Consider the following 23,135-nt stretch of genomic DNA (forward strand, 5'->3'; position numbering starts at 1 on the left):
GCCCCGGCACCCCCGGCTCCTGCCCTGGCGCAGCCGTCCGGCGACGCAGTCCCGCTCGCGCGCGCCGGGGGCGGCGGTCGGGGAGACTGGGGCGGTGAAGGTGGCGCAGGCGCGGGCCGTCGCGGCCGGGTGGGTGGCCGAACACGCGGCCGGGACTGCGGGTTTCGCCGGCGCCTTCCTGAGCGGGTCGGCCGTGTGGCTCCCGGACGAGGCGGAGCTGCCGCCCGCCTCCGACGTCGACGTCGTCGTGGTGACGGCGGGCGCGACGGCGCCTCCCAAGCTCGGCAAGGTGCCGTGGAACGGCGTGCTGGTCGAGGTCACCTACCTGACGTGGGACGCCATCGGGCCGCCGGACGCCGTCCTCGGCTCCTACCATCTGGCGGGCTGCTTCCGTACGGACACGATCGTCGCCGACCCGACCGGCCGGCTGACAGCGCTGCGGGCGGCCGTGTCCGCCGAGCACCCGCGGCGGGTGTGGGTGCGGCGGCGCTGCCGCGACGCGGAGCTGCGGATCGCCGACGGCCTCGGCACGCTGTCCGCCGCCCTCCCGGTGCACGACAGGGTGACGGCGTGGCTGTTCCCGACGGGCGTGACCGCGCACGTGGTGCTGACCGCGGGGCTCCGCAACCCGACCGTGCGGCTGCGCTACGCGGCCGCGCGGGATCTGCTCGCCGAGTACGGCCGCCTGGACCGCTACGAGGAGCTGCTCGACCTGCTCGGCTGCGCCGGGATGACGGCGAGCGGGGCGGCGCGGCACCTGCGCGCGATGACCGAGGTCTTCGACGCCGCGGTCCCGCTGGCCCGCACGCCGTTCCCCTTCTCCTCCGACATCACCGCCGCGGCCCGGCCGGTCGCAGTGGACGGCGGCCGGGCGCTGGTCGAGGGCGGCCGGCACCGCGAGGCGGTGTTCTGGATCGCCGCCACCTACGCCCGCTGCCTGAAGATCCTCTCGGCGGACGCGCCCGCCGTCGCGGCGGCGCACCGTCCCGCGTTCGAGGACCTGCTGGCCGACCTGGGCGTCGCCCGCCCCGCCGACCTGGAACGGCGGGCGCGGCGTCTGCTCGGCCGGCTGCCCCGGCTGAGGGCGCTGGCCGAGGAGATCGTCGCCGCCAACCCGGACGTCCGCGACTGAAAACCCATCACCCGAGGCGGGAATGCTCCGGGCGGGCGGGATGTTGCAGCGGCCATGGTTATCGGACTGATCGGCAGCGGGAAGATCGGCGGCACGGTGGCGAAACTGGCGGTCGACGCCGGCCACTCGGTGGTGCTCAGCAACTCCCGCGGGCCGGAGACGCTCGCCCAACTGGTGGCCCGGCTGGGCCCGGACGCCCGCGCCGCGACCGCGGCCGAGGCCGCCGCGGCAGGGGACGTCGTCGTGGTGACGATCCCGTTCGGCCGCTACCGGGAGGTGCCGGTCGAGCCGCTCGACGGCAAGATCGTCATCGACACGAACAACTACTACCACGAGCGGGACGGCCGCTTCCCGGAGATCGACGCGGGGGAGACGACCGACAGCGAGGTGCTCGCCGCCCACCTGCCCGGGTCCCGGGTCGTCAAGGCGTTCAACAGCATCCACTTCGCCGAGCTGGCGGACCAGGGCCTGCCCAGGGGGGCCGAGGGCCGACGGGCCCTGCCGATCGCCGGCGACGACGAGGAGGCCAAGAAGGTCGTGGCCGACCTCATCGACTCCTTCGGCTTCGACGTCGTCGACGCCGGGCCGCTCGCGGAGGGCCGCAGGTTCCAGCGGGACAAGCCGGCCTACGGCCCCCGGCTGACGGCCGACGAGCTGCGCGAGGCCCTCGCCAAGGGCTGACACCGCCGTCCGAGCGGGCCGCGTGTCAGGCGGCCGGGCGGCGGGTCCCGGTCGCGTCCGACCGGCGGACCGTGTCGAGCAGCCGGTGCAGCCGCACGCCCTCATGGAAGCCGGGCACGGTGCGGCCGCCCGTACGCAGGTCGTCGGCCAGCCGGGCGTACAGCTGGGCGACGTTGACGGCCTCGATCGCGCGGGCCTGCTCGGGCACCCACAGGTACCGGTCCGGGATCGGGAGCTCCTCCCAATCCCCCGATCCCGGTGCGGTGCCCAACAGGCGCAGCTCCCCGATCTGCACGCCGTACGGACCGCCCGGGCCGGTCGAGACGAGCGCGAGGTCGCCCTCGGTGCCGGCGATCTCGATGCGGGTGCGGGCGTCGGTGACCTTGACCACCTGCAGGTGCGCCGAGGCCACCGCGCCGCCGTCGAGCGCGGCCGACACGAGGACGTGGTCGGGGGTGTCCGCCTCGATCTTCTCCCCGGTCTCCTCGACCGTGTAGTGCGGCAGCCGGACCGACAGCATGGCCGAGAGCGCGCCGATGTCGCCGAGCAGGTGTTCCACCACGTCGAGCGTGTGGCCGCCGACCACCTCCAGCAGACCCGCGCCGTTCGCCCGGTCGGCCGTGTACGCGCTCCAGACCGGCAGCGTGCCGCCGGCGCCCTTGCCCAGCGCGGAGTACACCGCGGCCGAGGTCACCCGGCCGACGCGGCCGTCCGCGATCAGGTCACGCGCGTAGGCGACGCCCGGTGCGAACCGGCCCTGGAGCCCCATGAAGTGCCGGACACCGGCCGCCTCGGCCCGGTCGAGCAGCCCCTGGGCCTCCTCGGTGGTGCGCGCGAGCGGCCACTCGCACAGGACGGGGGTCCCCGCGTCCAGCGCCGCCTCGATCAGCTCCGCGTGGTGGGGCACCTTGACCGAGACGACGACGAGGTCCACGTCGGGATGGGCGGCGAGCCGCCGCGCGTCGGTGAACGCGTGGGCCGCGCCGAACCGGGCGGCGGCCTCCCTGGCGCTCTCCTCGCGGGTCGTGCTCACCGCCGTGATCGCGAACTCCGGGAGCGCCCGCAGCGCCGGGACGTGGGCCCGCAGGGCCCACCCCCGCTCCGGGTTCGCGCCCACGATGCCCACGCGGATCGGATCGGACGTCATTCCGCCTCCTGTTACGCCGGTAAGCGGACGTAAAAGGTCCGCTTTCCTTGACCGTAGCACAACCGGACGTCGTCGGTCCGCTTGCTGGTAGGCTCCACGTATGATCAGGCGGGACGGCGCGCTGGGGGAACTGCTGACCGCGGACGCGGGAGGCCCGCCCCGCGCCGACGCGCGCCGCAACGTGGAACGGCTGGTGGAGGCCGCCCGCGCGGCCGTGGCCGAGGTCGGCGTCGAGGTGACGGCGCACGAGATCGCGCGCCGGGCCGGAGTCGGCATCGGCACGTTCTACCGCCGGCTGGCCTCACGGGAGGCGCTGCTGGAGGCGGTGCTCAACGAGGTGCTGGGCGAGGCCGCCGACGTGGGCCGCCGCGCCCTCGACGACCCGGACCCCTGGCGCTCGTTCGAGACGTTCGCCGCCGCCTACACCCGGCTGCGGGCGGAGAGCTGCGGCATCCGCGAGGCGGTCGGCGGCGCCTGCGGATCCGGTCTGGACGCGATCCTGGGCGAGCTGCAGGAGCTGATCCAGCGGCTGGTGGAGCGGGCCCAGGCCGCCGGGGTGATGCGGGCGGACCTCGCCTGGCAGGACGTGCCGTTCCTGCTGGCGGCGGTGGCGACGGGGGAGCGCACGCTGCGCCTGCGCGCGGGCGGCGAGCAGTGGGAGCGCAACCTGCGCGTGGTGCTCGACGGGCTGCGCGCCCCGGCCTCCGGCCCGGTCCCCGGCGAGCCGCCGGCGGCCGACTAGTCGAGCTCGAAGGCGAGCCGGTCGGCCAGCCAGCGGTGGAACTTGATCGCGAACCTGACCCAGTGAGCGATCACCGTCGTGAGGTGCTCCCGGGTCACCCCGGCGCCGATGTAGAGCTGGGAATCGCCGATCACCCGGATCACCCCGTTGTCGGGAGTGAACGCGTAGACCTTCGGCCACATGGTGTCCGCGTTCCACTCGTTGAGCGCCGTGAGCAGCATCGGCTTCTCGTCGACGGAGTAGTTCCTGTCGTAGAAGGTGCGGATCGTGAACAGATCGCCCTCGGAACCGAACAGGAAGAAGATCGTCAGCTCGGCGGTGGAGATCGCCAGGTCGCCCTCGGCGTCGAGGGTGTGGTCGAGGTCCAGCTCGTCGAGGATCTCCTTGATGAGCTCCTGGTCGGGCTGGACGACCGCTGGGGAAGGCGTCACGCCCTCCATCCTGCACCATGCGGCCGTCGATGAGGCGGCACTCGTGCCAGAGGAGTTCCCGGCGCCCTGGCGCGGCCGCCGGGCGCCGCGTCAGGAGATCCGGCCGAGCAGGGCGGTGATGTCGCGGGCGAGCGCGGCGTCGACGGGGGCGTGCCGGTTCAGCAGGCGGTACCACATGCTTCCGAAGACCATGTCGACCAGGAGTTCGGGGTCGGCTCCCGGGGGCGGCCCGCCGTCCAGGATCACCTGGCGGAGCGCGGCGCGGCGCGGGCCGATGAGCTCGGCCCGCAGCCGGGCGGCCAGCGCCTCGTCCGACTGGGCCTCCGCCATGAGGCCCGCCACGACCTGGCCGGCCACCCCGTCCGTCAGCGCGAACGTGTCGCGCAGGAACTCCTCCAGGTCCTCCGGCGGGGGAGCGAGCCGGTCCGCCACCAGGTCCGTCATCGCCTCGAGGAGCACCTCGGCCTTCGTCCGCCACCAGCGGTAGAGCGTCTGGCGGCCGGTGCCAGCCTCCTCGGCGATGCCCTTCAGCGTCACGTTCGGGTAGCCGTCGCGCTCGCACAGCCGGAGGGCGGCCCGGAGGATCGCCCTCCGGGCGTCCTCGCTGCGCGGCCTGCCCACCATGCGGCCCACTTTACAGGACACCGTGTCTCGTTTTATCGTTACGAGGCACAGTGTCTCGATTTGAGGGGGATGCTCGATGAGCGAGCGAGTCGTGATCGTGGGCGGGACCGCCGGCATCGGCCTGTCGGCCGCCGCCCTGCTGGCGCGGACGGGCCGGGACGTCGTGATCGCCGGCCGGGCCGAGGATCGGCTGGAGCAGGCGCTGAAGGAGATCGGAGAGGGGGCGACCGGCGCGGTGGTGGACGCCCGCGACCCCGAGGCGACTCGGGCGTTCCTGGCGGGGGTCGCCCCGGTGGACCACGTGGTCATCACCGTGACGGGGCGCGGGCAGGCCGCGGGCCCGCTCGCGTCGCTGACGGCGGGGGCGTTGCGCGGCGCCGTCGAGGACAAGCTGATCGCTCACCTGATGACCGCGCAGGCCGCCGCCGGGGTGATGCGCCCCGGCGGGTCGCTGACGTTCGTGACGGCCGCGTCGGCCGGCGCGGCCTTCCCCGGCGTCTCGGGGCTCGCGGCCGTGAACGGCGCGATCGAGGCGACGGTCCCCGGCCTGGCGGTCGAGCTGGCGCCGATCCGGGTGAACGCCGTGTCGCCCGGGGTGGTGGACACCGGCTGGTGGGAGTGGCTGGGCGAGGAGCGGCGGGCCGCGCTCGACGGGTTCGCCGCGGGCACCGCGGTCGGACGCGTGGGAACCCCGGACGACGTGGCCGAGGCCGTCGCCTACCTCGTCGGCGCCTCGTACACCACCGGCACGATCCTGCGCGTCGACGGGGGAGGCTTCCTCAAGCCGTAGCGGATCCTCGCCCGCGGATCGCCGGTGAGGGGCCTCGCGCGGCCTCTCAGCGGCGGTCCCGGGCGTGGCCGGTCAGGCGGACGGCGTCGCGAAGTAGTGGCCCTTGTCGAGGTCCTCCACGAGCCCCGGGTGCGCCGGCCGCCATCCCAGCAGCTCCCGGGTCAGCTCGCTCGATGCCGGGCTGTCGAGTCCGATGAAGCCGCTCATCCACCCGAAGTGCGCGCCCACGTCCTCCTGCGGGATCGAGACCACCGGCAGGTCGAGGTGGCGGCCGATCAGCTCGGCGACGGTGCGGATCGGCACGCCCTCGTCCGCGATCGCGTGCAGCACCGATCCCGCCGGGGCCTTCTCCAGCGCCAGGCGGAACAGGAGCGCGGCGTCGAGCCGGTGCACCCCGGGCCAGCGGTTGGACCCGTCGCCGACGTAGCCGGAGACGCCGCGGGCGCGGGCGATGCCGACCAGGGCCGCCATGAAGCCGCCGTCCCCCTCGCCGTGCACCGTCGGGGGGAGCCGCAGCACCGACGAGCGGACGCCGCGGGAGGCGAGGGCGAGCGTCGCCCGCGCGGTGTCCTGCCGCGTCCGCGGGCCCGTGGCCCCGGGCGCTGTCTCCGTCGCCGTCTCCGGAGCCCGCCCGTCCCGCTCGGTCAGCACCCGTCCCGGGAGGAGGCCGAGTGTTCCGGAGGCGATGACGAACGGCCGGTCGGAGCCCGCGAGCGCCTCGCCGAACGCGTCGACGGCGCGGCGGTCCGCGTCGGCGGCGCCCTGGAAGTCTCCGGTGAAGGCGATGTCGTGCTTGAACGCGAGGTGGATCACGCCGTCCGAGGCGGCCGCCGCGCTCCGCAGGGTGTCGAGGTCGTCGATGGTGCCGTGCCGCACCTGGGCGCCGGCGGCGGTGAGGGCGGCCGCCGCGGCGTCCGAGCGTGCCAGCCCGACGACCTGGTGGCCGGCGGCGATGAGCTCGGGAACGACGGCGGAGCCGATGAAGCCGGACGCGCCGGTGACGAATACGCGCATGACAAGTACTCCCGGTTGCCGATGGTCCTGGCACGGGGGACGTGCCGAGGACGGGGATGTCAGTGACTGTCATCAACCTAGCACCTGATGTCAGCCACTGTCATCAAGTAGGATGCGGGGCATGGGCCGATGGGAGCCGAACGCGCGCGGCCGCCTCGAACGCGCGGCGCTGGACCTCTACCTGGAGCGCGGGTTCGAGCAGACCACGGTGGCGGAGATCGCCGGGCGGGCGGGGCTCACGGAGCGGACGTTCTTCCGCTACTTCGCGGACAAGCGCGAGGTCCTGTTCTGGGGCTCCGCCGCGCTGCAGGAGCACCTCGTGGACGCCGTCGCCGGCGCACCCGACTGCCTCGCGCCGATCGACGTCATCGCCGGCGCTGTGGAGGTCGCCGGCGAACGGATGCAGGAGCGCCGCGAGGGCGCCCGGCGGCGCCAGGCCGTCATCGTCGCGAACGCGGAGCTGCGGGAACGCGAGCTGATCAAGCTCGCCAACCTGTCCGCGGCGCTCGCCGGCGCGCTGCGCGAACGCGGCGTCGACGACCCGGCCGCGAGCCTGGCCGCCGAGGCCGGGATCGCCGTGTTCAAGATCGCGTTCCAGCGCTGGATCGACGACGACGACCGGGATCTGACGTCCCTCATCCGGGAGTCGTTCGGCGACCTCAAGGCGGTCACCGCCGGGACGTGACGCGCCGCACGGCGCGGTCCGGTGGCCGGTCCGAGAGCTCGCCGCCTTGCCTGGAGGACCGCCTCGGCGTCCGTCTTCGTCCGCGGGCGCCCGGTCTTGCACCTCCCGTGGCGGCAGGTCCTACCTTCTGAGCATGTACGGAGACGACGTCGCGCCCGGCTGGAGCATCGGGGAGGTGTCCCGCAGGACCGGGATCACCATCCGGACGCTCTATCACTACGACGAGATCGGCCTCGTCCGCCCGGCGCAGCGGACCGCCTCCGGACACCGCCGCTACACGGCGTCGGACGTACGCCGGCTCTACCGTGTACGGGCCCTGCGGAGGTTCGGCCTCTCACTGGAGGAGATCGCCACGGCGCTCGCCCGTTCGTCGGACGACGTGGTCGCGCTGCGCGACCTGTTCGCCGCGCAGCTGGCCGAGTTCGAGGCGTCCGCCCTCCGCGCGGCCCGGTTGAGCGAGCAACTCCGCGGGCTGATCGAACAGCTCGACGCGGCGGCCATGCCAGACCCCGAGCAGTTCCTGACGACATTGGAGATGATTTCGGTGTACGAGACCTACTTCACCGAAGAGCAGCGCGAAGTGCTGGCCCGCCGCAGAGCGGACCTGGGCGAGCAGGTCGTCGAGGCCACCAAGATGGAGTGGCTGGAACTCGTCCGCGCGTTCAAGCAGCACGTGGAGGACGGCACACCGGTGGACGATCCCGCCGTACGGGACCTCGCCGCTCGCTGGGAGACGCTCGGCGTTCCCTACGCGAGCCCCGACCCGCAGGCGAACGACCGGATCGCGGCCTCCACGGCCGCCTTGTGGCGCGACCACAAGGACGAGGTCAGCCGGGGGGTCAGCAACCAGGTCGAGTGGCTGGCGCCCGACGACCTGCCGAAGATCATGGAGTACGTCGACCGCGTGCGGCAGGCCCGCTGACCGCCGTCCTGCCCCACGGCCGTGCCGGCGCCGGTCAGAAGGGGGCGCCGGTACGGCGGAGCACGTGCTCGGGGACGGGCCGGGTGGCGTGCGGATCGGTGACGGGAGGCAGCCACGCCCGGGTCAGCGGGAGCACGCCCGCCCAGACGTCGTGCGGGTCGTCGGCGTCCTCGGGATGGCCCTCCCGGACCTTCACCGACGCCTCATCGAGGGAGATCGCGAGGATCGTGGTGGCGGCCAGCTCCTTGCGGTTGGGCCGCCGGGCGTAGTCCCACTGGCCGGGGGCCATGTGCTCGGTCAGGACGCGCAGGGCCTCCAGCTTCTCGTCGCCGTCCAGCGCCCGGGGCACGCCGTAGATCATGGCGCTGCGGTAGTTGACCCCGTGCTCGAAGACCGAGCGGGCCAGGACGAGGCCGTCCACGTGGGTGACGGTCACGCAGGCCGTGGCGCCTCGGGTGAGGCTGCGGCTGGCGACCGAGCCGTGCAGATAGAGGTGGCCGGAGTCGAATCCGTACACGGTGGGGACCACCATGGGGTCGCCGTCCACGACGACGCCGAGATGGCAGACGAACCCGGCGCGGAGCACCTCGAAGAGGGCCTCCCGGTCGGTCCGGCCCTGCTCACGCAGCCGCCGGTGCCGGGTCCGCTCGGTCGCGGACAGGTCGCCGGCTTCTGCGGCGGGATGGACGGGCGTCGTCTCGGACAGGTCGGTCACGAGGTGACATTCAACAGGATCGGCGGTCAGGCCGCCGAGGTCGGGCCCGACGTACGGGGCCGGAAGCGGATGACGTTCCCCCCGGTGTACGCCCGCAGGTCGACGATCTTACGGTCGTGGTCGGGCCGCCGGCGCAGAGCCGGCCTGATGTCCCTGACCTTGGCGAGCGACGGCACCACCTTGAGCATGTTCGTTCCCCCCGACCGTGATTATTCCGTTATCTACCGCCAGATAGATATCGGTGATCGCGTAAGACGGCCGTAAAGATGAGGGCCGAGGTCAGTACGGAAGCGGGCGGCCTGAGGGAGTGCGCAGGTCGGGGCTCTCGTGACTCGCGGTGCGGCTGGTCGGGCGGGGCTTGACGATCCTGATGCGGCTCATGGGCCTTCCTCCTTCCACGTCTGAGCAGACTATGCGCCGCGCGGCTTGCCGTCCCCTTGTTTTCGGCTTGCAGTCCCTTGACCGAAGCCCGGGTCCCGGGAGTGCCCGGGACCCGGTTCGCGCGGTCACACGTGGGCGCCGGGTCCGGTGTGGGTCGTCACCGCGATCCGGTTCCACGCGTTGATCGTGGCGATGGCCACCACGAGCGCCGCGAGCGTCGCGTCGTCGTAGTGCTTGGCCGCCTCGTCCCAGATCTCGTCCGGCACCGGGTCGGGCCGGTCGCTGAGCCGGGTCGCCGCCTCGGTCAGCGCCAGCGCCGCGCGCTCGGCCTCGGTGTAGAACGGCGCCTCCCGCCACGCCGCCACCGACCACAGGCGCTCGTCGGTCTCGCCCGCCTTCTTGGCGTCCCTGCTGTGCATGTGCACGCAGAAGGCACACCCGTTGATCTGGCTGGCGCGCAGCTTGACCAGTTCGAGCGTGGCGTGCGGCAGGTCGCTGCCGTGCAGGAACCGCTCCAGCCCGCTCATCGCGCGGTACGCCTCGGGGGCCAGCTCGGACACCTGGATCCTCGTCATCGTCGTGCCTTTCTCGTATCGCTCCCCGCGAGGCCGGTGGCCCGGCGGACGCGGATGAGCTTGTGGGGGTTCATAACCATGTCGACCTCGGTGATCCGGCCGCCGGAGACGGCCATCCCGATCACGGCGTCGAGCCGGCCGTCGCGGATCCGCAGCAGCCCCGGCCAGCCGTTCACCACGGCCGGGATCATGCGGGTCTCGCCGAACCTGCGGACGCCGAGCAGCAGCCGGGCCACCTTGGCGGCGCCGAGCACGGGGTTGAGCGCCGCGCCGACCACGCCGCCCCCGTCGCTGCGGAAGACGACGTCGGGGTCGAGCAGGGCCAGCAGGGCGTCCATGTCGTCACCCCCGCACGCGCGGGCGAAGGCCCGCACCACCCGCCGGTGCTCCGACGGGTCGACGTCGAACCGCGGCGCCCGCGACGCGACGTGCGACCGGGCGCGGGCCGCGAGCTGCCGGCAGGCCGCCGGGCTCCGCCCGATCGCCTCGCCCACCTCGGCGAACGTCAGTCCGAACACGTCGTGCAGGACGAACGCCGTGCGCTCGGCCGGGCTGAGGGACTCCAGCACGACGAGCATCGCCATGCTCATCGACTCGTCCAGCGTCACGCGGTCGGCGGGGTCGGACCCGGCGGGCGGGGCGAGGACCGGCTCGGGAAGCCACGGCCCCACGTACTCCTCCCGGCGGTGCCGGGCCGAGCGCAGCACGTCGAGCGCCAGCCGGGAGACCGTCACGACGAGCCAGGCGGCCACGTCCCTGATCTCCTCGGCCCCCTCGCCGCCCGATTCGCCGCCCGATTCGCCGCCCGATTCGCCGCCCGATTCGCCGTCCGATTCGCCGCCGGAGCCGCCGGCCCGTCCGGCCGTCGCCGCCCGCAGGCGGAGCCAGGCGTCCTGCACGACGTCCTCGGCCTCGTCCACGCTGCCGAGCAGCCCGTAGGCCACTCCCACGAGCCGTGGTCGCAGGGCGTGGAACTCGGCCGACAGGCCGCCGTTGCCGTCGTCATGGTCGTTCACGTACTGAGGACGGGACACGCCCTCAGTTTGTGACACGCGGTCTCCGGGACGCCGAAGGGGTCAGGTCGACTCGCGCACGATCAGCCGGGTGGGGAGGATCACCGGGTCCACGTGACCGGTGCCGTCGATCAGCTCCAGCAGGAGCCGTACGGTCTCCTCGGCGACCTGGGCGAGCGGCTGGCGGATCGTGGTGAGCGGCGGATGCGTGGAGGCGGCGACGGAGGAGTCGTCGAACCCGCCCACCGCCACGTCCTCCGGGACCCGGCGCCCCGCGGCCCGGAGTGTCGCCAGAGCCCCGGCCGCCATCAGGTCCGAGGCCACGAACACGGCGTCGAGGTCGGGCGTGCGCTCCAGCAGCCGGGCCATCGCGCTCTCGCCGCTGAGCCGGGTCCAGTCGCCGTGCTCGATCAGCCTCTTCGACGCCTTGCGGCCGAGGACGTCGGCGAAGCCCTCCAGCCGCTGGATGCCTCCGGGGGTGTCCATGGGCCCGGTGATCGTGGCGACCTTCCTGCGGCCCCGCTCGACGAGGTGGCGGGCCATCTGCCGGGCGCCCTCGCGGTCGTCGGCCGCGGCGTAGGGGATGACGTTCTCGCGGCCGATGACCGCGCCCTGCGCCACCAGCGGGACCTTGGCGTCGACCAGGCCGTCGACCAGGGCGTCCCCGCCGTGCGTGGACACGAGGAACACGCCGTCGGCGTGCCCGCCGCGCACGTAGCGCAGCACCCGTTCGCGGTCGCCCTCGTCGCCCGCGAGCATCATGACGAGCGAGACGTCGCGCTCGGCGAGCCGCCGGATCGCGGTGCGGATCAGCACGCTGTAGTTGGGGTCCTCGAACAGCTTCTCGTGCGGCTCGGACAGCGCCATGACGACCGAGCCGGTGCGCTGGGTGACCAGGCTGCGGGCGTTGCGGTTGACGATGTACCCGGTCTCGGCGATGGCCCGCCGGACGGCGGCGTGGGCGGCGGGGCTGACGTACCGGTCGTCGTTGAGCACGCGGGACACCGTGCCCCGCGAGACCCCCGCCGCCGCGGCGACATCGTGAATGGTCGGGCGTTTCGCCATGCCGGTATTCTCGCCTAGCTCTTCACGGAGCCGCTGGACAGGTCGGTCCGCCAGTACCGCTGCATCGTGAGGAACAGCGCGATCAGCGGGATGAGGGAGAGCATCGTCCCCGTGATGATCAGGTTGTACAGCGAGGGCTGGTTCGCCCCGGCCGCGAGCAGCGTGTACAGGCCCACCGTCAGCGGGAACCTGTGGTCGTCGCCGAGCATGATGAACGGCAGCAGGAAGTTGTTCCAGATCGCGACGAACTGGAACAGGAAGATCGTCACCAGGCCCGGCGTCAGCATCGGCAGCGCCACCCGGCGGAACAGCCGCAGCTCGCCGGCGCCGTCCAGCCGGCCCGCCTCCAGCAGCGAGCCGGGGATCGCCGCCTGGGCGTAGATCCGCGCCAGATAGATGCTGTACGGGTGCAGGACGTTGGGCAGCAGCACCGACCAGTAGGTGCCGGCCAGGCCGGCCTTGGAGAACAGCAGGTACTGCGGGATCGCCAGCACCACCGCCGGCACCAGGATGCCGCCGATGAGCAGGTTGAAGATCAGGTTCCGGCCCGGGAAGCGGTATGTCGCGAGCGCGTACCCGGAGACGCAGGAGACCGCGGTCGACAGCACCGCGCCGCCTCCGGCGTACAGGGCGGTGTTGAGCAGCCAGAGCCAGAAGACGCCGTCACGGTAGGCGAACAGGTCGGACAGGTTGGACAGCAGGCCGGTGCCGGGGGCGAAGGTCGGCGTCGAGAAGAGCTCGGCCTTCGACTTCGTCGCCGCGACCAGCACCCAGCTCACCGGGAACAGCGTGTAGACCGCTCCGAGCACGAGCACCCCGGTCGGCACGAGGCCGAGCGGCCCGCGCGCGCCGGCGCGGACGTGGCTCGCGGGCCTGGTCAGCGTGGTGGCGGCCATCAGCCCTCCCCGAACGCGCGGCTCTTGACGACGCGCAGGAACCCGAACGACAGGACGAGCGAGATCGCGGCGATCACGACGGAGGTCGCCGCCGCCGAGTACAGGTCGCCGGTGACGAACGCGTCGCGGTAGACCTTCATCAGCGGGCTCCACGTCGAGCTGATCGTGTTCGTCAGCGGCCGCAGGGTGGTCGGCTCGGTGAACACCTGGACCGTCGCGATGACGGAGAAGACCGTCGTCAGGATGATCGCCGGGGTGAGCATCGGAACCTTGATCCTGAGGGCGATCTGGAGCTCGCCGGCGCCGTCGATCCGCGCGGCCTCGTAGTAGTCGCGGGGCACGGCCCGCAGGTTCGTGTAGAGCACGAGCATGTTGAAGCCGGTGCCGCCCCAGACGGCCACGTTGGCCATCGAGAACGTCACGACGTCGGCGCCCAGGAACGGCAGGCCGCCGAACGGGCTGAGCGTGGGCAGGTAGAGGAAGCCCCACATCAGCGTCGCGGCGACGCCCGGCACGGCGTACGGCAGGAAGATCGAGATCCGGGTGAACCGGGCGAGCCGCACGCGCGACGCGTCGAGCATCAGCGCGAACAGCAGGGCGAGCCCCAGCATGAACGCGAGCACGAGGGCGCCGTACCCGAGCACCCGGAGCCAGCCCGCCCACAGCTCCCCGTCGCCGAGGGCGTTCACGTAGTTGTCCAGCCCGGTGAAGATCTCCTTGCGGGCTCCCTTCCCGAGGCCGAGGCCGGAGACCTTGGTGCGCCGCAGGCTCAGGTAGACCGTGTAGCCGATGGGCAGGGCCATGAACAGCGTGAACAGCGCCATGGCCGGGGCGAGGAACAGGTAGGGGACGGCGCCCGCGTGGCCGGCGCGGGCGCCCGTCGTGGGTCGCGCCATCGTCACTTGGCCAGGGTGAAGCCGGACTTCTGCATGTCCGCGACGGTGGTGTCCTGCATCGTCCGCACGGCCGCGGCGAAGTCGGACCTGGCGGCGACGGCCTTGTCGAAGGCGTCCTTGTAGGCGTTGTAGGTGACGTTGACGTCCGGGCCGAAGGTGAAGCCGCGGGCGGTCGCCCCGATCGCGGCGGCCTGCCGCCAGAAGTCGGGCTGGCCGGAGAAGTACTCGGGGGCCTCGGTGAGGAGCGCGGCGCCCTTGGTGGAGGCGGGGTAGACCGAACCCTCCTTGATGAGCAGATCGAGGGCCTGCGGATCGGTGTTCAGCCAGGTGGCGAACTTCACGGCGGCCGCCTTGTGGGGCGACTTGGCGGCGACGGCGGTGGAGGAGCCGCCCCAGAAGCCGCTGTGGTTCTCGCCGGCGTTCCACTGGGGCAGCGGGGCGACGGCCCACTTGCCCTTGGCCTTCGGGGCGTTGCTGGACAGCACCCCGGGGCCCCAGACGGCCGACGGCCAGGTCAGCAGCGTGCCGTCGTTGAGCGCCTTGTTCCACTCGGGGGTGAAGTACGGCATGCCGTCGATGACGCCCTCCTTCACCAGGCCGCCCCAGTAGTTCGCGACCTTCGTGGTGGCGTCGTCGTCGACCGCGACCTTCCAGGCGTCGCCGTCGATCGACCACCACTGGGCGCCGGCCTGCTGCGCGAGCCCGGCGAACCAGCCCGGGTCCTTGCTGGAGAACGTGCCGAGGAAGACCTTCGGGTCCTTCCTGTGCACGGTGCGGGCGGCCTGCGCGTACTCGTCCCAGGTCTTGGGGACCTCGATGCCGTACTTCTCGAACAGGTCCCGCCGGTAGTACAGCATCATCGGGCCGCTGTCCTGCGGGACGGCGTACACGGCGTCGGTGCCGAGGGTCACCAGGCCCCAGACGCCGTCGCCGAACTCGCCCTTCACCTGGGCGGTCTCGGCCTTGATGTCGGCCACGGCGTCGGCGGCGACGAACGACGGCAGCATCTGGTACTCCGCCTGGACCAGGTCGGGCGGGTTGCCGGCCTTCGCCGCGGTCAGGAACTTGGCGGCCGCGTCGTCGCCGCCGGCCTGCTTGCTCACCGTGACCTGGATGTCGGGATGCGACCGGTTCCAGGCCGCGGCGATCTTGTCCATGTTCGGGACCCATGTCCAGTACGTCAGCGTGACCGGGCCGGCGGCGGCGCCGCCCGACGCCGTCGGCGCGGCGGACTCCCCGGACCCGCCGGAGCATCCGGCGGCGAGCGCCGCGGCGAGAGCCGCGGCCGCCACCACTGCGAGCCGATTTGTGCGCATACATGCCTCCTGCGGGGGTGGGGGAGGGGGTCAGCCGGAGAGCGCCTCTGGGAACGTTCACAGAGTGAGAGGGGCCGTCGCATGGTGTCAATGCCCGTTACGTGGTTGTTAATCGCCACGTGGATCGTCGGTGAGAGGCGAACTCTTCCCGAGCCTGTCCTCCTGGGTTACTGTGCACGTTCACAGAGCCTGTGAAGGGGGAAGACGTGCCCGGATATCCCGTCCTGCCGGAGGGCCTCGCGTACGGCGGGGACTACAACCCCGAGCAGTGGCCGGAGGAGGTCTGGCAGGAGGACGTCCGGCTGATGCGCGAGGCCGGGGTCACCCTGGTCACCGTGGGGGTCTTCAACTGGGGCCTGATCGAGCCGGCGGAGGGGGAGTACGACTTCGACCGGCTCGACCGGATCCTCGACCTGCTCCACACGGCCGGCGTCCGGGCCGACCTGGGAACGCCGACCGCCTCGCCCCCCGCGTGGTTCCGCCGGCGCTACCCCGGCAGCCGCCTGGTGGACGCGGACGGCCGGGTGGTCGGCGGCGGCTCCCGGCACAGCTTCTGCCCCAGCTCGCCCGACTACGCCGCCGCGTCCGAGCGCCTCACGACCGCGCTCGCCTCCCGGTACGCGGGCCACCCGGCGCTCGCGATGTGGCACGTGCACAACGAGTACGGCTGGGCCAACCAGCACTGCCACTGCCCGGTCTCCGCGGATGCGTTCCGCGCCTGGCTGCGGGACAGGTACGGCGAGGTCGGCGCGCTCAACGACGCCTGGGGGACCACGTTCTGGGGCCTGACCTACGGCTCGTTCGACGACGTGGAGCCGCCCTCGGTCGCGCCGGTGGGCCTGCTCACCGCGCTGCGGCTCGACTTCCTGCGGTTCTCCGTCGACGCCCACCTCGCGAACTACCGCAGGGAGCGCGACGCCGTCCGGAGGTTCAGCGACCTGCCGGTCACCACGAACCTCATGATCGCCAACTCGAAGGACATGGACTACTGGCGCTGGGCGCCGGAGGTCGACGTCGTCGCGAACAACCACTACCTCGACTCCGCCCGCCGCGACCCGCACATCGAGCTGGCGATGGCGGCCGACCTGACCCGGTCGGTTGCGGGGGGCCGCCCCTGGATGCTGATGGAGCATTCCACGGGCGCGGTCAACTGGCAGCCCCGCAACCTGGCCAAACGGCCTGGCGAGATGCGCCGCAACAGCCTGGCCCACGTGGCCCGCGGGTCCGACGCGGTCATGTTCTTCCAGTGGCGGGCCTCCCGGCACGGCGCGGAGAAGTTCCACTCGGCGATGGTCCCGCACGGGGGGACGGACACCGCGATCTGGCGGGACGTGGTCGCGCTCGGCGCCGACCTGCGCCGTCTGGCCGGTGTGCGGGGCGCGCGCGTGCGGGCGGAGGTGGCCGTGGTGTGGGACTGGGAGGCCTACTGGGCCCTGGAGTTCGAGTGGCGCCCCTCGGTCGACCTGCGGTTCCGGGAGCGGATCGAGGCGTTCTACGAGGCCCTGTGGCGGGAGCACGTCACCGTCGACTTCGTCCACCCCGAGGCCGACGTGACGGCGTACAAGCTGGTCGTGCTGCCCAGTTCGTACATACTGGCGGAGACCGCGGCCAAGAACCTGCACCGCTACGTCGAGGGGGGCGGCCACCTGATGGTGTCGTACTTCTCCGGGATCGTGGACGAGCACGACGCCATCCACCCGGGCCCGCACCCGGGCGCGCTCCGCGAGGTCCTCGGCCTGTCGGTGGAGGAGTTGCACCCGCTGGCCGAGGCGGCCACCGTGGGGGTCGAGCCGGCCGGAGTCGAGCCGGACGGAGTCGAGCCGGGCGCGGGCCGCACCGTCGGCCGCACCGGGGGGCGCGCCGTGGGCCGGATCTGGTCGGAGCGCGTCCGCGTGGCCGGCGCGCGGGCCGTGCGTGTGTTCGCCGACGGACCGGACGCCGGGCACCCCGCCGTGACCCGGCACGACCTCGGCGCCGGCACGGCGTGGTACGTCGCGACCGCGCTCGACCCCGCGCCCGACCCCGCGCCCGGCGACGGGCCGGATCGGCGGCCCGGCCTTCGCGAGCTGCTCGCCGAGGTGCTCGACCACGCCCACGTCTCGCGTCCCGCGGGGCTCCCCGACACGGTCGAGGTCGTACGGCGGGGCGGCCACCTGTTCCTCATCAATCACGGCGACCGGCCGGCGACCGTGGAGGGAGTCTCGGGGACGAGCCTGCTCGACGGCGCGCCGGTCACGGGGGCGGCGACGGTGCCGGCCGGTGGTGTGGCGGTGATCCGCATGTAGACGGCGCCGCGCCGCGTCGCGCCAGGCGACGGCGCGGCGCCGGGGCCGGGGGCTCGGGGGAACCGGGGGAACCACTCACATCCTCTCCTGACCGGAGGAACCATGAAGAAGATCCTGGCGGCGCTCGTCGTGTGCGCCGCCGCGGTGCTCCCCGCCGCGCAACCGGCGCACGCCGCCACCCCGCTGACCATGCTCGGCGCCGACGTGTCCACGGTGCAGCGCGCCCTCGACCTGGGCGCGAGGTACTACGACGCGAGCGGCGCCCAGCGGGACCCGCTGGACATCCTCAAGGGCATCGGCGTCAACTACGTCCGCCTGCGGATCTGGAACAACCCGATCAGCGGCTACAACAACAAGGCCAAGGTCCTTCAGTACGCCAGGACGGTCAAGGCCAAGGGCCTGAAGCTGCTCGTGGACTTCCACTACTCCGACACCTGGGCGGACCCCGGCAAGCAGTACAAGCCCGCGGCCTGGTCGAACCACGGAATCGGCCAGTTGCAGGCCAACGTCTACGGCTACACCTACGACGTGTGCGCGAGCCTCAAGGCGCAGGGCACCACCCCCGACAGCGTGCAGATCGGCAACGAGATCAACGTCGGCATGCTGTGGAACGACGGCAAGGTTGTCAACAACGACTTCACGAACCTGAGCCTGCTGCTCAAGGCCGGGTACAACGCGACCAAGGCCTGCAACCCCGGCACCCAGGTGATCATCCACACCGCGGACGCGGACAGCGACGCCAACGCCCGCTGGTTCTACGACGGCATCGCGGCCAAGGGCGTGTCCTGGGACATCACCGGCCTGTCGTACTACTGCATGTGGCACGGCACGCTGTCGAACCTGTACAACGTGATCTCGGACGTGCGGTCCCGCTACGGCAGGCCGGTGGTCGTCGCAGAGACGGCCTACCCGTTCACCGCCGGCAACGCCGACTCCACCGGCAACTCGGTCACGTCGGGATGCTCCGGCTACGGCCTCACCTGGGAGGGGCAGGGGGCGGAGTTCGCGGCGGTGCAGAACACGGCCCGCAACGCGGGCGCCGTCGGCGTCTTCTACTGGGAGCCGACGTGGTACGCGGTGCCCGGCAACGGCTGGGACCCCGCGAACATCAACGGCAGCGGTGACGGCTGGGACAACATGGCCCTGTTCAACTGGACCGGGCACCTCAACCCGAACGTGAGGTGGACCCCCTGATACTCGATCCCTCCTGGCGATCGAGTGCTTTCTTCGCATGACGGGGCCGGGGTGTGCGGCGGTACCGGCACACCCCGGCTTCACATCGTGACTGCTGGGAGTCACCTCACGCACCGAACTCGCCGGCGTCATGGCCTGGTGACGCCCGACCCCACGGCTGCTGTGGGACAGAGGGAGTGGTGCCGCGCTACTCGGTGAACAGCTCGTCGGCCGAGTCGACGACGACGGCCCTGCGAAGCCAGGTTTTCAGCTGCTGAAGGTCGGTGCACCGGCGGATCCGTTCGCGTGCATCGTCGGAGGTCTCCAGGCCGCGGCTCTCCAGCACCGTGAGGAGGGCGTTGATCTCGCCTTCCGCCCGGCCCTCATCGCGGCCCTTGTCCACCCAGTGGGAGAAGTACTTCTCTCCCAGGTCCAGGTTGATCGGCATCTCGTGATCGAATCCGGGCATGGCCCGGGATATTACTCTCCGTTTACGATCGATCGCAGAGAGTTCGGAAAGTCGAGGACGCCGGTAGGTCCTTAGAGGCCGGCGGAAGCGCGGAACGGCTCAGGTCTCCGGGACGGCCTCCCACTCCCGGCAGGGGCTCAGGGCGTGGTGGTGGTAGATCAGGCCGACGGCGGGCCGCGACCAGCCGGGTCCGACGACGTCGGCGTCCGCGGCCTGCTCCCCGAGGTCCACGGCGGTCACCGGCTGGCCGCCGGGCCCGCACACGCACCGGGGAGTGCCCTCATGGCTGATCACGTCGTCCAGCGGCATCACGTGCACGAACCTGTCCATGCACCTTCACCTCCGTGAACCGGGAATTGCCGACACGTTACCCGAAAATGGAACAAATCGGAATATAGGGCAGAAAAATGGACGAGGAACGATCCTCCTCAGACCGTTGACCTTTGTTGGGATGGACGGCAAACTAACTCCACAATCGCCGGATGAAGCCAGGAGTGCCGCGATGCCGTACCGTCCCCCGTTGATCGCCCGCGAGTTCTTCGTCGCGGACCCACCCGAGCTTCCCGTGCGGGCGGACGGCGAGGAGGGGCTGTCGGCGGTGACGCGCGCGGAGGTGGTGGCCTCCGACGCGCTCGGCGTGACGCTCAAGGGCTCGACCTCGGCGGACGAGACGCTCGTGGTGCAGCTTTCCGTGGCAGGGGAGGGGGTCATCCGCGTCCGGCTCTCGCAGGACGCGGACGCCCGGACCCGCTCGGCGCGGGCGATCGACATGGTGACGCCGGGCCGCTACGCGGGAGCGGCCGTCGAGGCGGGGCACAGCCGGGTGGTGCTGGACGCCGGGTCGCTGCGGGCCGAGGTGCGGCTGAGCCCCTGGAACCTGCGCTTCACCGACCGCGCCGGGCGGACGCTGGTGGAGCAGGACCCGGGCCGGCCCGACATCAGCGGCCGCCTGCGGACGCTGCCGTTCGGCCGCTCGTCGGCGGACGGCGCCGTCGTGGCCTACCACGAGACGTTCCTGGCCCCGGCGGACGAGGCGTTCAGCGGGTTCGGCGAGTCGTTCACCCCGCTCGACAAGCGCGGGCAGCGGCCGCTCATGTGGAACTTCGACGCGTTCGGCGCCGAGTCGCAGCGCGCCTACAAGAACGTCCCGTTCTACCTGTCCAGCCGCGGGTACGGCCTGCTCGTCGACAGCGGCGCCCCGGTCGAGTTCGACATGTGCCAGTCGACGCACAGCGCCGTCCAGATCGTGGTGCCGGACGACCTCATCGACTACTACGTGATCGCCGGGCCCACGCCGTCCGAGGTGCTCGCCCGCTTCGACGGGCTGACCGGCAGGCCCGTCCTGCCGCCCAAGTGGGCGTTCGGCACGTGGATCTCCTCCGGCTTCTTCCGCGACAACCAGGAGCGCGTGCTGGAGCGGGCCAGGAGGATCCGCGAGCGCGGCATCCCGTGCGACGTGCTCCACCTGGACACGTACTGGCAGACCGAGAACCACTGGTCCGACCTGCGGTGGGACCCGCAGAGCTTCCCCGACCCGGTGGGCATGCTGGCGAGCCTCAAGGAGCAGGGCTTCCGGGTCTGCCTGTGGATGAACCCGTACGTCTCGCACCTCAGCCCCGCGTTCCCCGAGGCGGCCGAGCGCGGCTTCTTCCTGAGGAGGCCGGACGGCGAGGTCTACGTGGCCGACTCCTGGCACGGCTCCCACCCGGCCTGCGGCATCGTCGACTTCACCAACCCGGAGGCCGTCGAGTGGTTCCAGGGGCTGCTGCGCGACCGCCTCCGGGAGGGCGTCGACGTCTTCAAGACCGACTTCGCCGAGGGCGTCCCCGCCGACGCGGTGGCGTCCAACGGCATGCGCGGCGCCGACCTGCACAACGTCTACACGCTGCTGTTCAACGACGCGGTGGCGGCGGTCACCCGGGAGGTCGCCGGGCACGGGCTGGTGTGGGCGCGCTCGTCGTTCCTCGGCGGGCAGCGGCATCCGGCCCAGTGGAGCGGCGACGTGGACGCCGTCTACCCGTCGATGGGCAGCACCATCCGGGGCGGCCTGGCGCACGGGCTGTCCGGCGTCCCGTTCTGGAGCCACGACGCGGGCGGCTTCACCGGCACCCCCACCCCGGACCTGTACATCCGGTGGGCCCAGTTCGGCGCGCTGTCCCCGCTCGTCCGGTTCCACGGCACGACGAGCCGTGAGCCCTGGGAGTTTCCGCCGCACGCGGAGCGGGCGGCGATCGAGGCGCTCCGGCTGCGCTACCGGCTCATGCCGTACATCTACTCGGCGGCGGTGACGGCGGCGGAGACGGGCGCACCGATGATGCGCGCGCTGTGCGTGGACTTCCCGGACGATCCGGTGGCGTGGCAGGCGGACCTGGAGTACCTGCTCGGGACCGACCTCCTCGTCGCCCCCATGACCTCGGCCGACGGGACCCGGAAGGTCTACCTGCCCTCGGGGGTGTGGGTGGACTACTGGACCGGCGAACGGGTCGACGGCGGCCGGTACGTCACGGTGTCGCCGCCGCTCGACCGGATCCCCCTGTTCGCGCGGCACGGCGCCCTGATCCCGGTGACCGAGCCGGGCGACACGGTGGCCGAGAACCCGCGGGTCACGCTGCTCGCCTTCGGCGTCCCCGAGGGCGGGAGCCGTACGACGATCAGGGACCTGGACGGGGACACGACGGTCACGGCGGTGCGGGACGGCGACCGGCTGGTCGTCACCGCCGAGGGCCCCAAGCAGATCGAGGGCGTCGAGTTCGTGGGCCCCGGCGCCCCGGTCGTCATCAACTAGCACCCACCCCCTGGAGAAGGACCCATGTTCAGGACAAGCAGGACGGCGGCGCTGGCGGCTCTGGCCGCGGCCGCCCTGGCGCTCTCCGCGTGCGGCGGCTCATCGGATTCGGGCTCGTCCGGCGGCGGATCACAGGGCAAGACCCTCACGCTGTGGCACTACGAGGGCGCCGACAGCGCGATGGGCAAGGCCTGGGCGGAGGCCGTCAAGGAGTTCGAGGCGAGCCACCCGGGCGTGAAGGTGAAGTTCGAGGCGAAGGGCTTCGAGCAGATCCAGAAGACGGCCGGCATGGTCCTCAACTCCGACCAGGCCCCCGACGTCATGGAGTACAACAAGGGCAACGCCACGGCGGGCCTGCTGTCCAAGCAGGGCCTGCTCACCGACCTGTCCGAGCAGGCGGCCAAGCGCGGCTGGGACAAGCTGCTCAGCCCCTCGCTGCAGACCACCGCCAAGTACGACCAGCGGGGCATCATGGGCTCCGGCAAGTGGTACGGCGTGCCGAACTACGGCGAGTACGTGATGGTCTACTACAACAAGGACGCCTTCAAGAAGCAGGGCATCGAGGTGCCCACCACGTTCGACGAGTTCACCGCGGCTCTGGACACGTTCGTGAAGGCCGGCATCACGCCGATCGCCACCGCCGGCGCCGAGTACCCGGCGCAGCAGATCTTCTACCAGCTCGCGCTGACCAAGGCCGCCCGGCCCTGGGTGGACTCCTTCCAGCTCTACAAGGGCAAGGTCGACTTCCACGGCCCGGAGCTCACCTACGCCGCGCAGACGTTCGCCGACTGGGTGAAGAAGGGCTACATCGCCAAGGACTCGGCCGGCCTCAAGGCCGAGGACATGGGCGTGTCGTTCATCGGCGGCAAGTTCCCCATCATGATCTCCGGCAGCTGGTGGTACGGCCGGTTCCAGTCGGAGATCAAGGACTTCGAGTGGGGGTCGTTCCTGTTCCCCGGCGCCCAGCTGACGCCCGGGTCGAGCGGCAACATCTGGGTCGTCCCCGAGAAGGCCAAGAACAAGGACCTCGCCTACGACTTCATCGACATCACGATGAAGAAGGAGGTCCAGAACCTGCTCGGCAACTCGGGCGGCGTCCCGGTCGCCGCCGACCCGTCGGCCATCCAGGACGCGAAGAGCAAGGAGCTGATCGAGAACTTCAACAAGCTCACGACCTCCGACGGCCTGGCCTTCTACCCCGACTGGCCGGCCCCGGGCTACTACGACGTGCTGGTCTCCGGCGTCCAGGAGCTGATCAACGGCACCAAGCAGCCCGCCCAGGTGCTCGACGAGATCGCCCAGCCGTACAACGACAACCTCGCCGACATCGGCAACTAGCCGAACATCCCGCGGTGGGGGCGACCCCTGACCGGCCCCCACCGCAGACCCCGAAAGGCT

24 protein-coding genes are annotated in these 23,135 nt (G+C 72.1%); 10 read left to right on the forward strand and 14 right to left on the reverse strand.

The features are described 5' to 3' along the window. Positions 1-94: 94 nt before the first annotated feature. Both Mco01_RS04720 and Mco01_RS04725 read left to right on the forward strand, forming a co-directional pair. On the forward strand, positions 95-1,132 hold the full coding sequence (locus Mco01_RS04720) for a hypothetical protein (protein WP_204055661.1): 1,038 nt from the start codon (positions 95-97) through the stop codon (positions 1,130-1,132). Positions 1,133-1,186: 54 nt separating this feature from the next. Continuing rightward, complete coding sequence (locus Mco01_RS04725) at positions 1,187-1,813, forward strand: NADPH-dependent F420 reductase (protein WP_204055662.1); 627 nt, start codon at positions 1,187-1,189, stop codon at positions 1,811-1,813. 25 nt (positions 1,814-1,838) lie between these two features. Here Mco01_RS04725 and Mco01_RS04730 read toward each other — a convergent pair whose 3' ends face one another. Then, positions 1,839-2,960 carry a Gfo/Idh/MocA family protein gene (locus tag Mco01_RS04730; RefSeq protein WP_204055663.1) on the reverse strand — a complete coding sequence of 374 codons (1,122 nt, stop codon included), beginning with the start codon at positions 2,958-2,960 and terminating at the stop codon, positions 1,839-1,841. Between the two features lie 100 nt (positions 2,961-3,060). On the opposite strand from Mco01_RS04730, the gene Mco01_RS04735 reads away from it, so the two are divergent. After that, positions 3,061-3,702 (forward strand): TetR/AcrR family transcriptional regulator, encoded by a 642-nt coding sequence (locus Mco01_RS04735; RefSeq protein WP_204055664.1) that lies wholly within the window; start codon positions 3,061-3,063, stop codon positions 3,700-3,702. Here Mco01_RS04735 and Mco01_RS04740 read toward each other — a convergent pair. Further along, on the reverse strand, positions 3,699-4,133 hold the full coding sequence (locus Mco01_RS04740) for a YbjN domain-containing protein (protein ID WP_198167472.1): 435 nt from the start codon (positions 4,131-4,133) through the stop codon (positions 3,699-3,701). The genes Mco01_RS04735 and Mco01_RS04740 overlap by 4 nt on opposite strands. A 90-nt stretch (positions 4,134-4,223) precedes the next feature. After that, positions 4,224-4,757 carry a TetR/AcrR family transcriptional regulator gene (locus Mco01_RS04745; RefSeq protein WP_204055665.1) on the reverse strand — a complete coding sequence of 178 codons (534 nt, stop codon included), beginning with the start codon at positions 4,755-4,757 and terminating at the stop codon, positions 4,224-4,226. Between the two features lie 76 nt (positions 4,758-4,833). On the opposite strand from Mco01_RS04745, the gene Mco01_RS04750 reads away from it, so the two are divergent. Continuing rightward, positions 4,834-5,547, forward strand: coding sequence for an SDR family oxidoreductase (locus Mco01_RS04750; protein ID WP_239103340.1), 714 nt, complete (start codon positions 4,834-4,836; stop codon positions 5,545-5,547). 72 nt (positions 5,548-5,619) lie between these two features. Here Mco01_RS04750 and Mco01_RS04755 read toward each other — a convergent pair whose 3' ends face one another. Next, entirely contained in the window at positions 5,620-6,561 is a 942-nt protein-coding gene (locus tag Mco01_RS04755) for an SDR family oxidoreductase (RefSeq protein ID WP_204055666.1), read from the reverse strand. 121 nt (positions 6,562-6,682) lie between these two features. On the opposite strand from Mco01_RS04755, the gene Mco01_RS04760 reads away from it, so the two are divergent. Further along, positions 6,683-7,246 (forward strand): TetR family transcriptional regulator, encoded by a 564-nt coding sequence (locus tag Mco01_RS04760; RefSeq protein ID WP_204055667.1) that lies wholly within the window; start codon positions 6,683-6,685, stop codon positions 7,244-7,246. Between the two features lie 133 nt (positions 7,247-7,379). After that, complete coding sequence (locus tag Mco01_RS04765) at positions 7,380-8,168, forward strand: MerR family transcriptional regulator (RefSeq protein WP_204055668.1); 789 nt, start codon at positions 7,380-7,382, stop codon at positions 8,166-8,168. A 34-nt stretch (positions 8,169-8,202) separates the two neighbouring features. Here Mco01_RS04765 and Mco01_RS04770 read toward each other — a convergent pair whose 3' ends face one another. The 8 genes from Mco01_RS04770 to Mco01_RS04805 all read right to left on the reverse strand — a co-directional run bounded on the left by Mco01_RS04770 (position 8,203) and on the right by Mco01_RS04805 (position 15,025). Beyond that, positions 8,203-8,883: a pyridoxamine 5'-phosphate oxidase family protein gene (locus tag Mco01_RS04770; RefSeq protein WP_239103341.1), complete on the reverse strand. Its 681-nt coding sequence runs from the start codon at positions 8,881-8,883 to the stop codon at positions 8,203-8,205. Positions 8,884-8,909: 26 nt separating this feature from the next. Continuing rightward, positions 8,910-9,071: a hypothetical protein gene (locus Mco01_RS04775; RefSeq protein ID WP_204055669.1), complete on the reverse strand. Its 162-nt coding sequence runs from the start codon at positions 9,069-9,071 to the stop codon at positions 8,910-8,912. Positions 9,072-9,389: 318 nt separating this feature from the next. Next, entirely contained in the window at positions 9,390-9,839 is a 450-nt protein-coding gene (locus Mco01_RS04780; protein WP_204055670.1) for a carboxymuconolactone decarboxylase family protein, read from the reverse strand. Then, positions 9,836-10,873, reverse strand: a complete 1,038-nt coding sequence (locus Mco01_RS39715; protein ID WP_275410463.1) for a sigma factor-like helix-turn-helix DNA-binding protein — start codon at positions 10,871-10,873, stop codon at positions 9,836-9,838. The genes Mco01_RS04780 and Mco01_RS39715 overlap by 4 nt, the downstream gene beginning before the upstream one ends. A 42-nt stretch (positions 10,874-10,915) precedes the next feature. Beyond that, on the reverse strand, positions 10,916-11,917 hold the full coding sequence (locus Mco01_RS04790; protein WP_204055672.1) for a LacI family DNA-binding transcriptional regulator: 1,002 nt from the start codon (positions 11,915-11,917) through the stop codon (positions 10,916-10,918). Positions 11,918-11,931: 14 nt separating this feature from the next. After that, positions 11,932-12,813: a carbohydrate ABC transporter permease gene (locus Mco01_RS04795; RefSeq protein WP_204055673.1), complete on the reverse strand. Its 882-nt coding sequence runs from the start codon at positions 12,811-12,813 to the stop codon at positions 11,932-11,934. Continuing rightward, positions 12,813-13,709: a carbohydrate ABC transporter permease gene (locus Mco01_RS04800; RefSeq protein ID WP_204056094.1), complete on the reverse strand. Its 897-nt coding sequence runs from the start codon at positions 13,707-13,709 to the stop codon at positions 12,813-12,815. Before Mco01_RS04800 ends, Mco01_RS04795 begins: the two co-directional genes overlap by 1 nt. Positions 13,710-13,711: 2 nt before the next feature. Then, positions 13,712-15,025: an ABC transporter substrate-binding protein gene (locus Mco01_RS04805; protein WP_204055674.1), complete on the reverse strand. Its 1,314-nt coding sequence runs from the start codon at positions 15,023-15,025 to the stop codon at positions 13,712-13,714. A 206-nt stretch (positions 15,026-15,231) separates the two neighbouring features. On the opposite strand from Mco01_RS04805, the gene Mco01_RS04810 reads away from it, so the two are divergent. Together Mco01_RS04810 and Mco01_RS04815 are read left to right on the forward strand one after the other, a co-directional pair. Continuing rightward, on the forward strand, positions 15,232-17,310 hold the full coding sequence (locus tag Mco01_RS04810) for a beta-galactosidase (protein ID WP_239103342.1): 2,079 nt from the start codon (positions 15,232-15,234) through the stop codon (positions 17,308-17,310). Between the two features lie 102 nt (positions 17,311-17,412). Continuing rightward, the gene (locus tag Mco01_RS04815; protein ID WP_204055675.1) at positions 17,413-18,504 is read left to right on the forward strand and encodes a glycoside hydrolase family 53 protein; all 1,092 of its coding nucleotides are present in this window, start codon (positions 17,413-17,415) and stop codon (positions 18,502-18,504) included. Between the two features lie 187 nt (positions 18,505-18,691). Here the strand turns inward: Mco01_RS04815 and Mco01_RS04820 are convergent, their stop codons facing one another. Then, positions 18,692-18,952 (reverse strand): hypothetical protein, encoded by a 261-nt coding sequence (locus tag Mco01_RS04820; protein ID WP_204055676.1) that lies wholly within the window; start codon positions 18,950-18,952, stop codon positions 18,692-18,694. A gap of 99 nt (positions 18,953-19,051) precedes the next feature. Continuing rightward, positions 19,052-19,282 carry a hypothetical protein gene (locus tag Mco01_RS04825; protein ID WP_204055677.1) on the reverse strand — a complete coding sequence of 77 codons (231 nt, stop codon included), beginning with the start codon at positions 19,280-19,282 and terminating at the stop codon, positions 19,052-19,054. A gap of 172 nt (positions 19,283-19,454) precedes the next feature. Here Mco01_RS04825 and Mco01_RS04830 point away from each other — a divergent pair, with 172 nt between their 5' ends. Beyond that, a complete protein-coding gene (locus tag Mco01_RS04830) occupies positions 19,455-21,737 on the forward strand; it encodes a TIM-barrel domain-containing protein (RefSeq protein ID WP_204055678.1) in 2,283 nt (760 codons plus the stop codon). A 24-nt stretch (positions 21,738-21,761) separates the two neighbouring features. After that, on the forward strand, positions 21,762-23,075 hold the full coding sequence (locus Mco01_RS04835; RefSeq protein WP_204055679.1) for an ABC transporter substrate-binding protein: 1,314 nt from the start codon (positions 21,762-21,764) through the stop codon (positions 23,073-23,075). Positions 23,076-23,135: the final 60 nt, after the last annotated feature.

This window comes from Microbispora corallina (genome assembly GCF_016863035.1).
GTDB lineage: Bacteria > Actinomycetota > Actinomycetes > Streptosporangiales > Streptosporangiaceae > Microbispora > Microbispora corallina.

What these genes read in the sequence shown, in the direction of transcription:
- Mco01_RS04795 (WP_204055673.1), bottom strand. Translation starts at nt 12,813, where the DNA reads ATGGCCGCCACCACGCTGACCAGGCCCGCGAGCCACGTCCGCGCCGGC.
- Mco01_RS04815 (WP_204055675.1), top strand. Translation starts at nt 17,413, where the DNA reads ATGAAGAAGATCCTGGCGGCGCTCGTCGTGTGCGCCGCCGCGGTGCTC.
- Mco01_RS04775 (WP_204055669.1), bottom strand. Translation starts at nt 9,071, where the DNA reads ATGCTCAAGGTGGTGCCGTCGCTCGCCAAGGTCAGGGACATCAGGCCG.
- Mco01_RS04755 (WP_204055666.1), bottom strand. Translation starts at nt 6,561, where the DNA reads ATGCGCGTATTCGTCACCGGCGCGTCCGGCTTCATCGGCTCCGCCGTC.
- Mco01_RS04830 (WP_204055678.1), top strand. Translation starts at nt 19,455, where the DNA reads ATGCCGTACCGTCCCCCGTTGATCGCCCGCGAGTTCTTCGTCGCGGAC.
- Mco01_RS04735 (WP_204055664.1), top strand. Translation starts at nt 3,061, where the DNA reads ATGATCAGGCGGGACGGCGCGCTGGGGGAACTGCTGACCGCGGACGCG.
- Mco01_RS04730 (WP_204055663.1), bottom strand. Translation starts at nt 2,960, where the DNA reads ATGACGTCCGATCCGATCCGCGTGGGCATCGTGGGCGCGAACCCGGAG.
- Mco01_RS04835 (WP_204055679.1), top strand. Translation starts at nt 21,762, where the DNA reads ATGTTCAGGACAAGCAGGACGGCGGCGCTGGCGGCTCTGGCCGCGGCC.
- Mco01_RS04760 (WP_204055667.1), top strand. Translation starts at nt 6,683, where the DNA reads ATGGGCCGATGGGAGCCGAACGCGCGCGGCCGCCTCGAACGCGCGGCG.
- Mco01_RS04820 (WP_204055676.1), bottom strand. Translation starts at nt 18,952, where the DNA reads ATGCCCGGATTCGATCACGAGATGCCGATCAACCTGGACCTGGGAGAG.
- Mco01_RS04765 (WP_204055668.1), top strand. Translation starts at nt 7,380, where the DNA reads ATGTACGGAGACGACGTCGCGCCCGGCTGGAGCATCGGGGAGGTGTCC.
- Mco01_RS04780 (WP_204055670.1), bottom strand. Translation starts at nt 9,839, where the DNA reads ATGACGAGGATCCAGGTGTCCGAGCTGGCCCCCGAGGCGTACCGCGCG.
- Mco01_RS04750 (WP_239103340.1), top strand. Translation starts at nt 4,834, where the DNA reads ATGAGCGAGCGAGTCGTGATCGTGGGCGGGACCGCCGGCATCGGCCTG.
- Mco01_RS04790 (WP_204055672.1), bottom strand. Translation starts at nt 11,917, where the DNA reads ATGGCGAAACGCCCGACCATTCACGATGTCGCCGCGGCGGCGGGGGTC.
- Mco01_RS04825 (WP_204055677.1), bottom strand. Translation starts at nt 19,282, where the DNA reads ATGGACAGGTTCGTGCACGTGATGCCGCTGGACGACGTGATCAGCCAT.
- Mco01_RS04725 (WP_204055662.1), top strand. Translation starts at nt 1,187, where the DNA reads ATGGTTATCGGACTGATCGGCAGCGGGAAGATCGGCGGCACGGTGGCG.
- Mco01_RS04805 (WP_204055674.1), bottom strand. Translation starts at nt 15,025, where the DNA reads ATGCGCACAAATCGGCTCGCAGTGGTGGCGGCCGCGGCTCTCGCCGCG.
- Mco01_RS04745 (WP_204055665.1), bottom strand. Translation starts at nt 4,757, where the DNA reads ATGGTGGGCAGGCCGCGCAGCGAGGACGCCCGGAGGGCGATCCTCCGG.
- Mco01_RS04800 (WP_204056094.1), bottom strand. Translation starts at nt 13,709, where the DNA reads ATGGCGCGACCCACGACGGGCGCCCGCGCCGGCCACGCGGGCGCCGTC.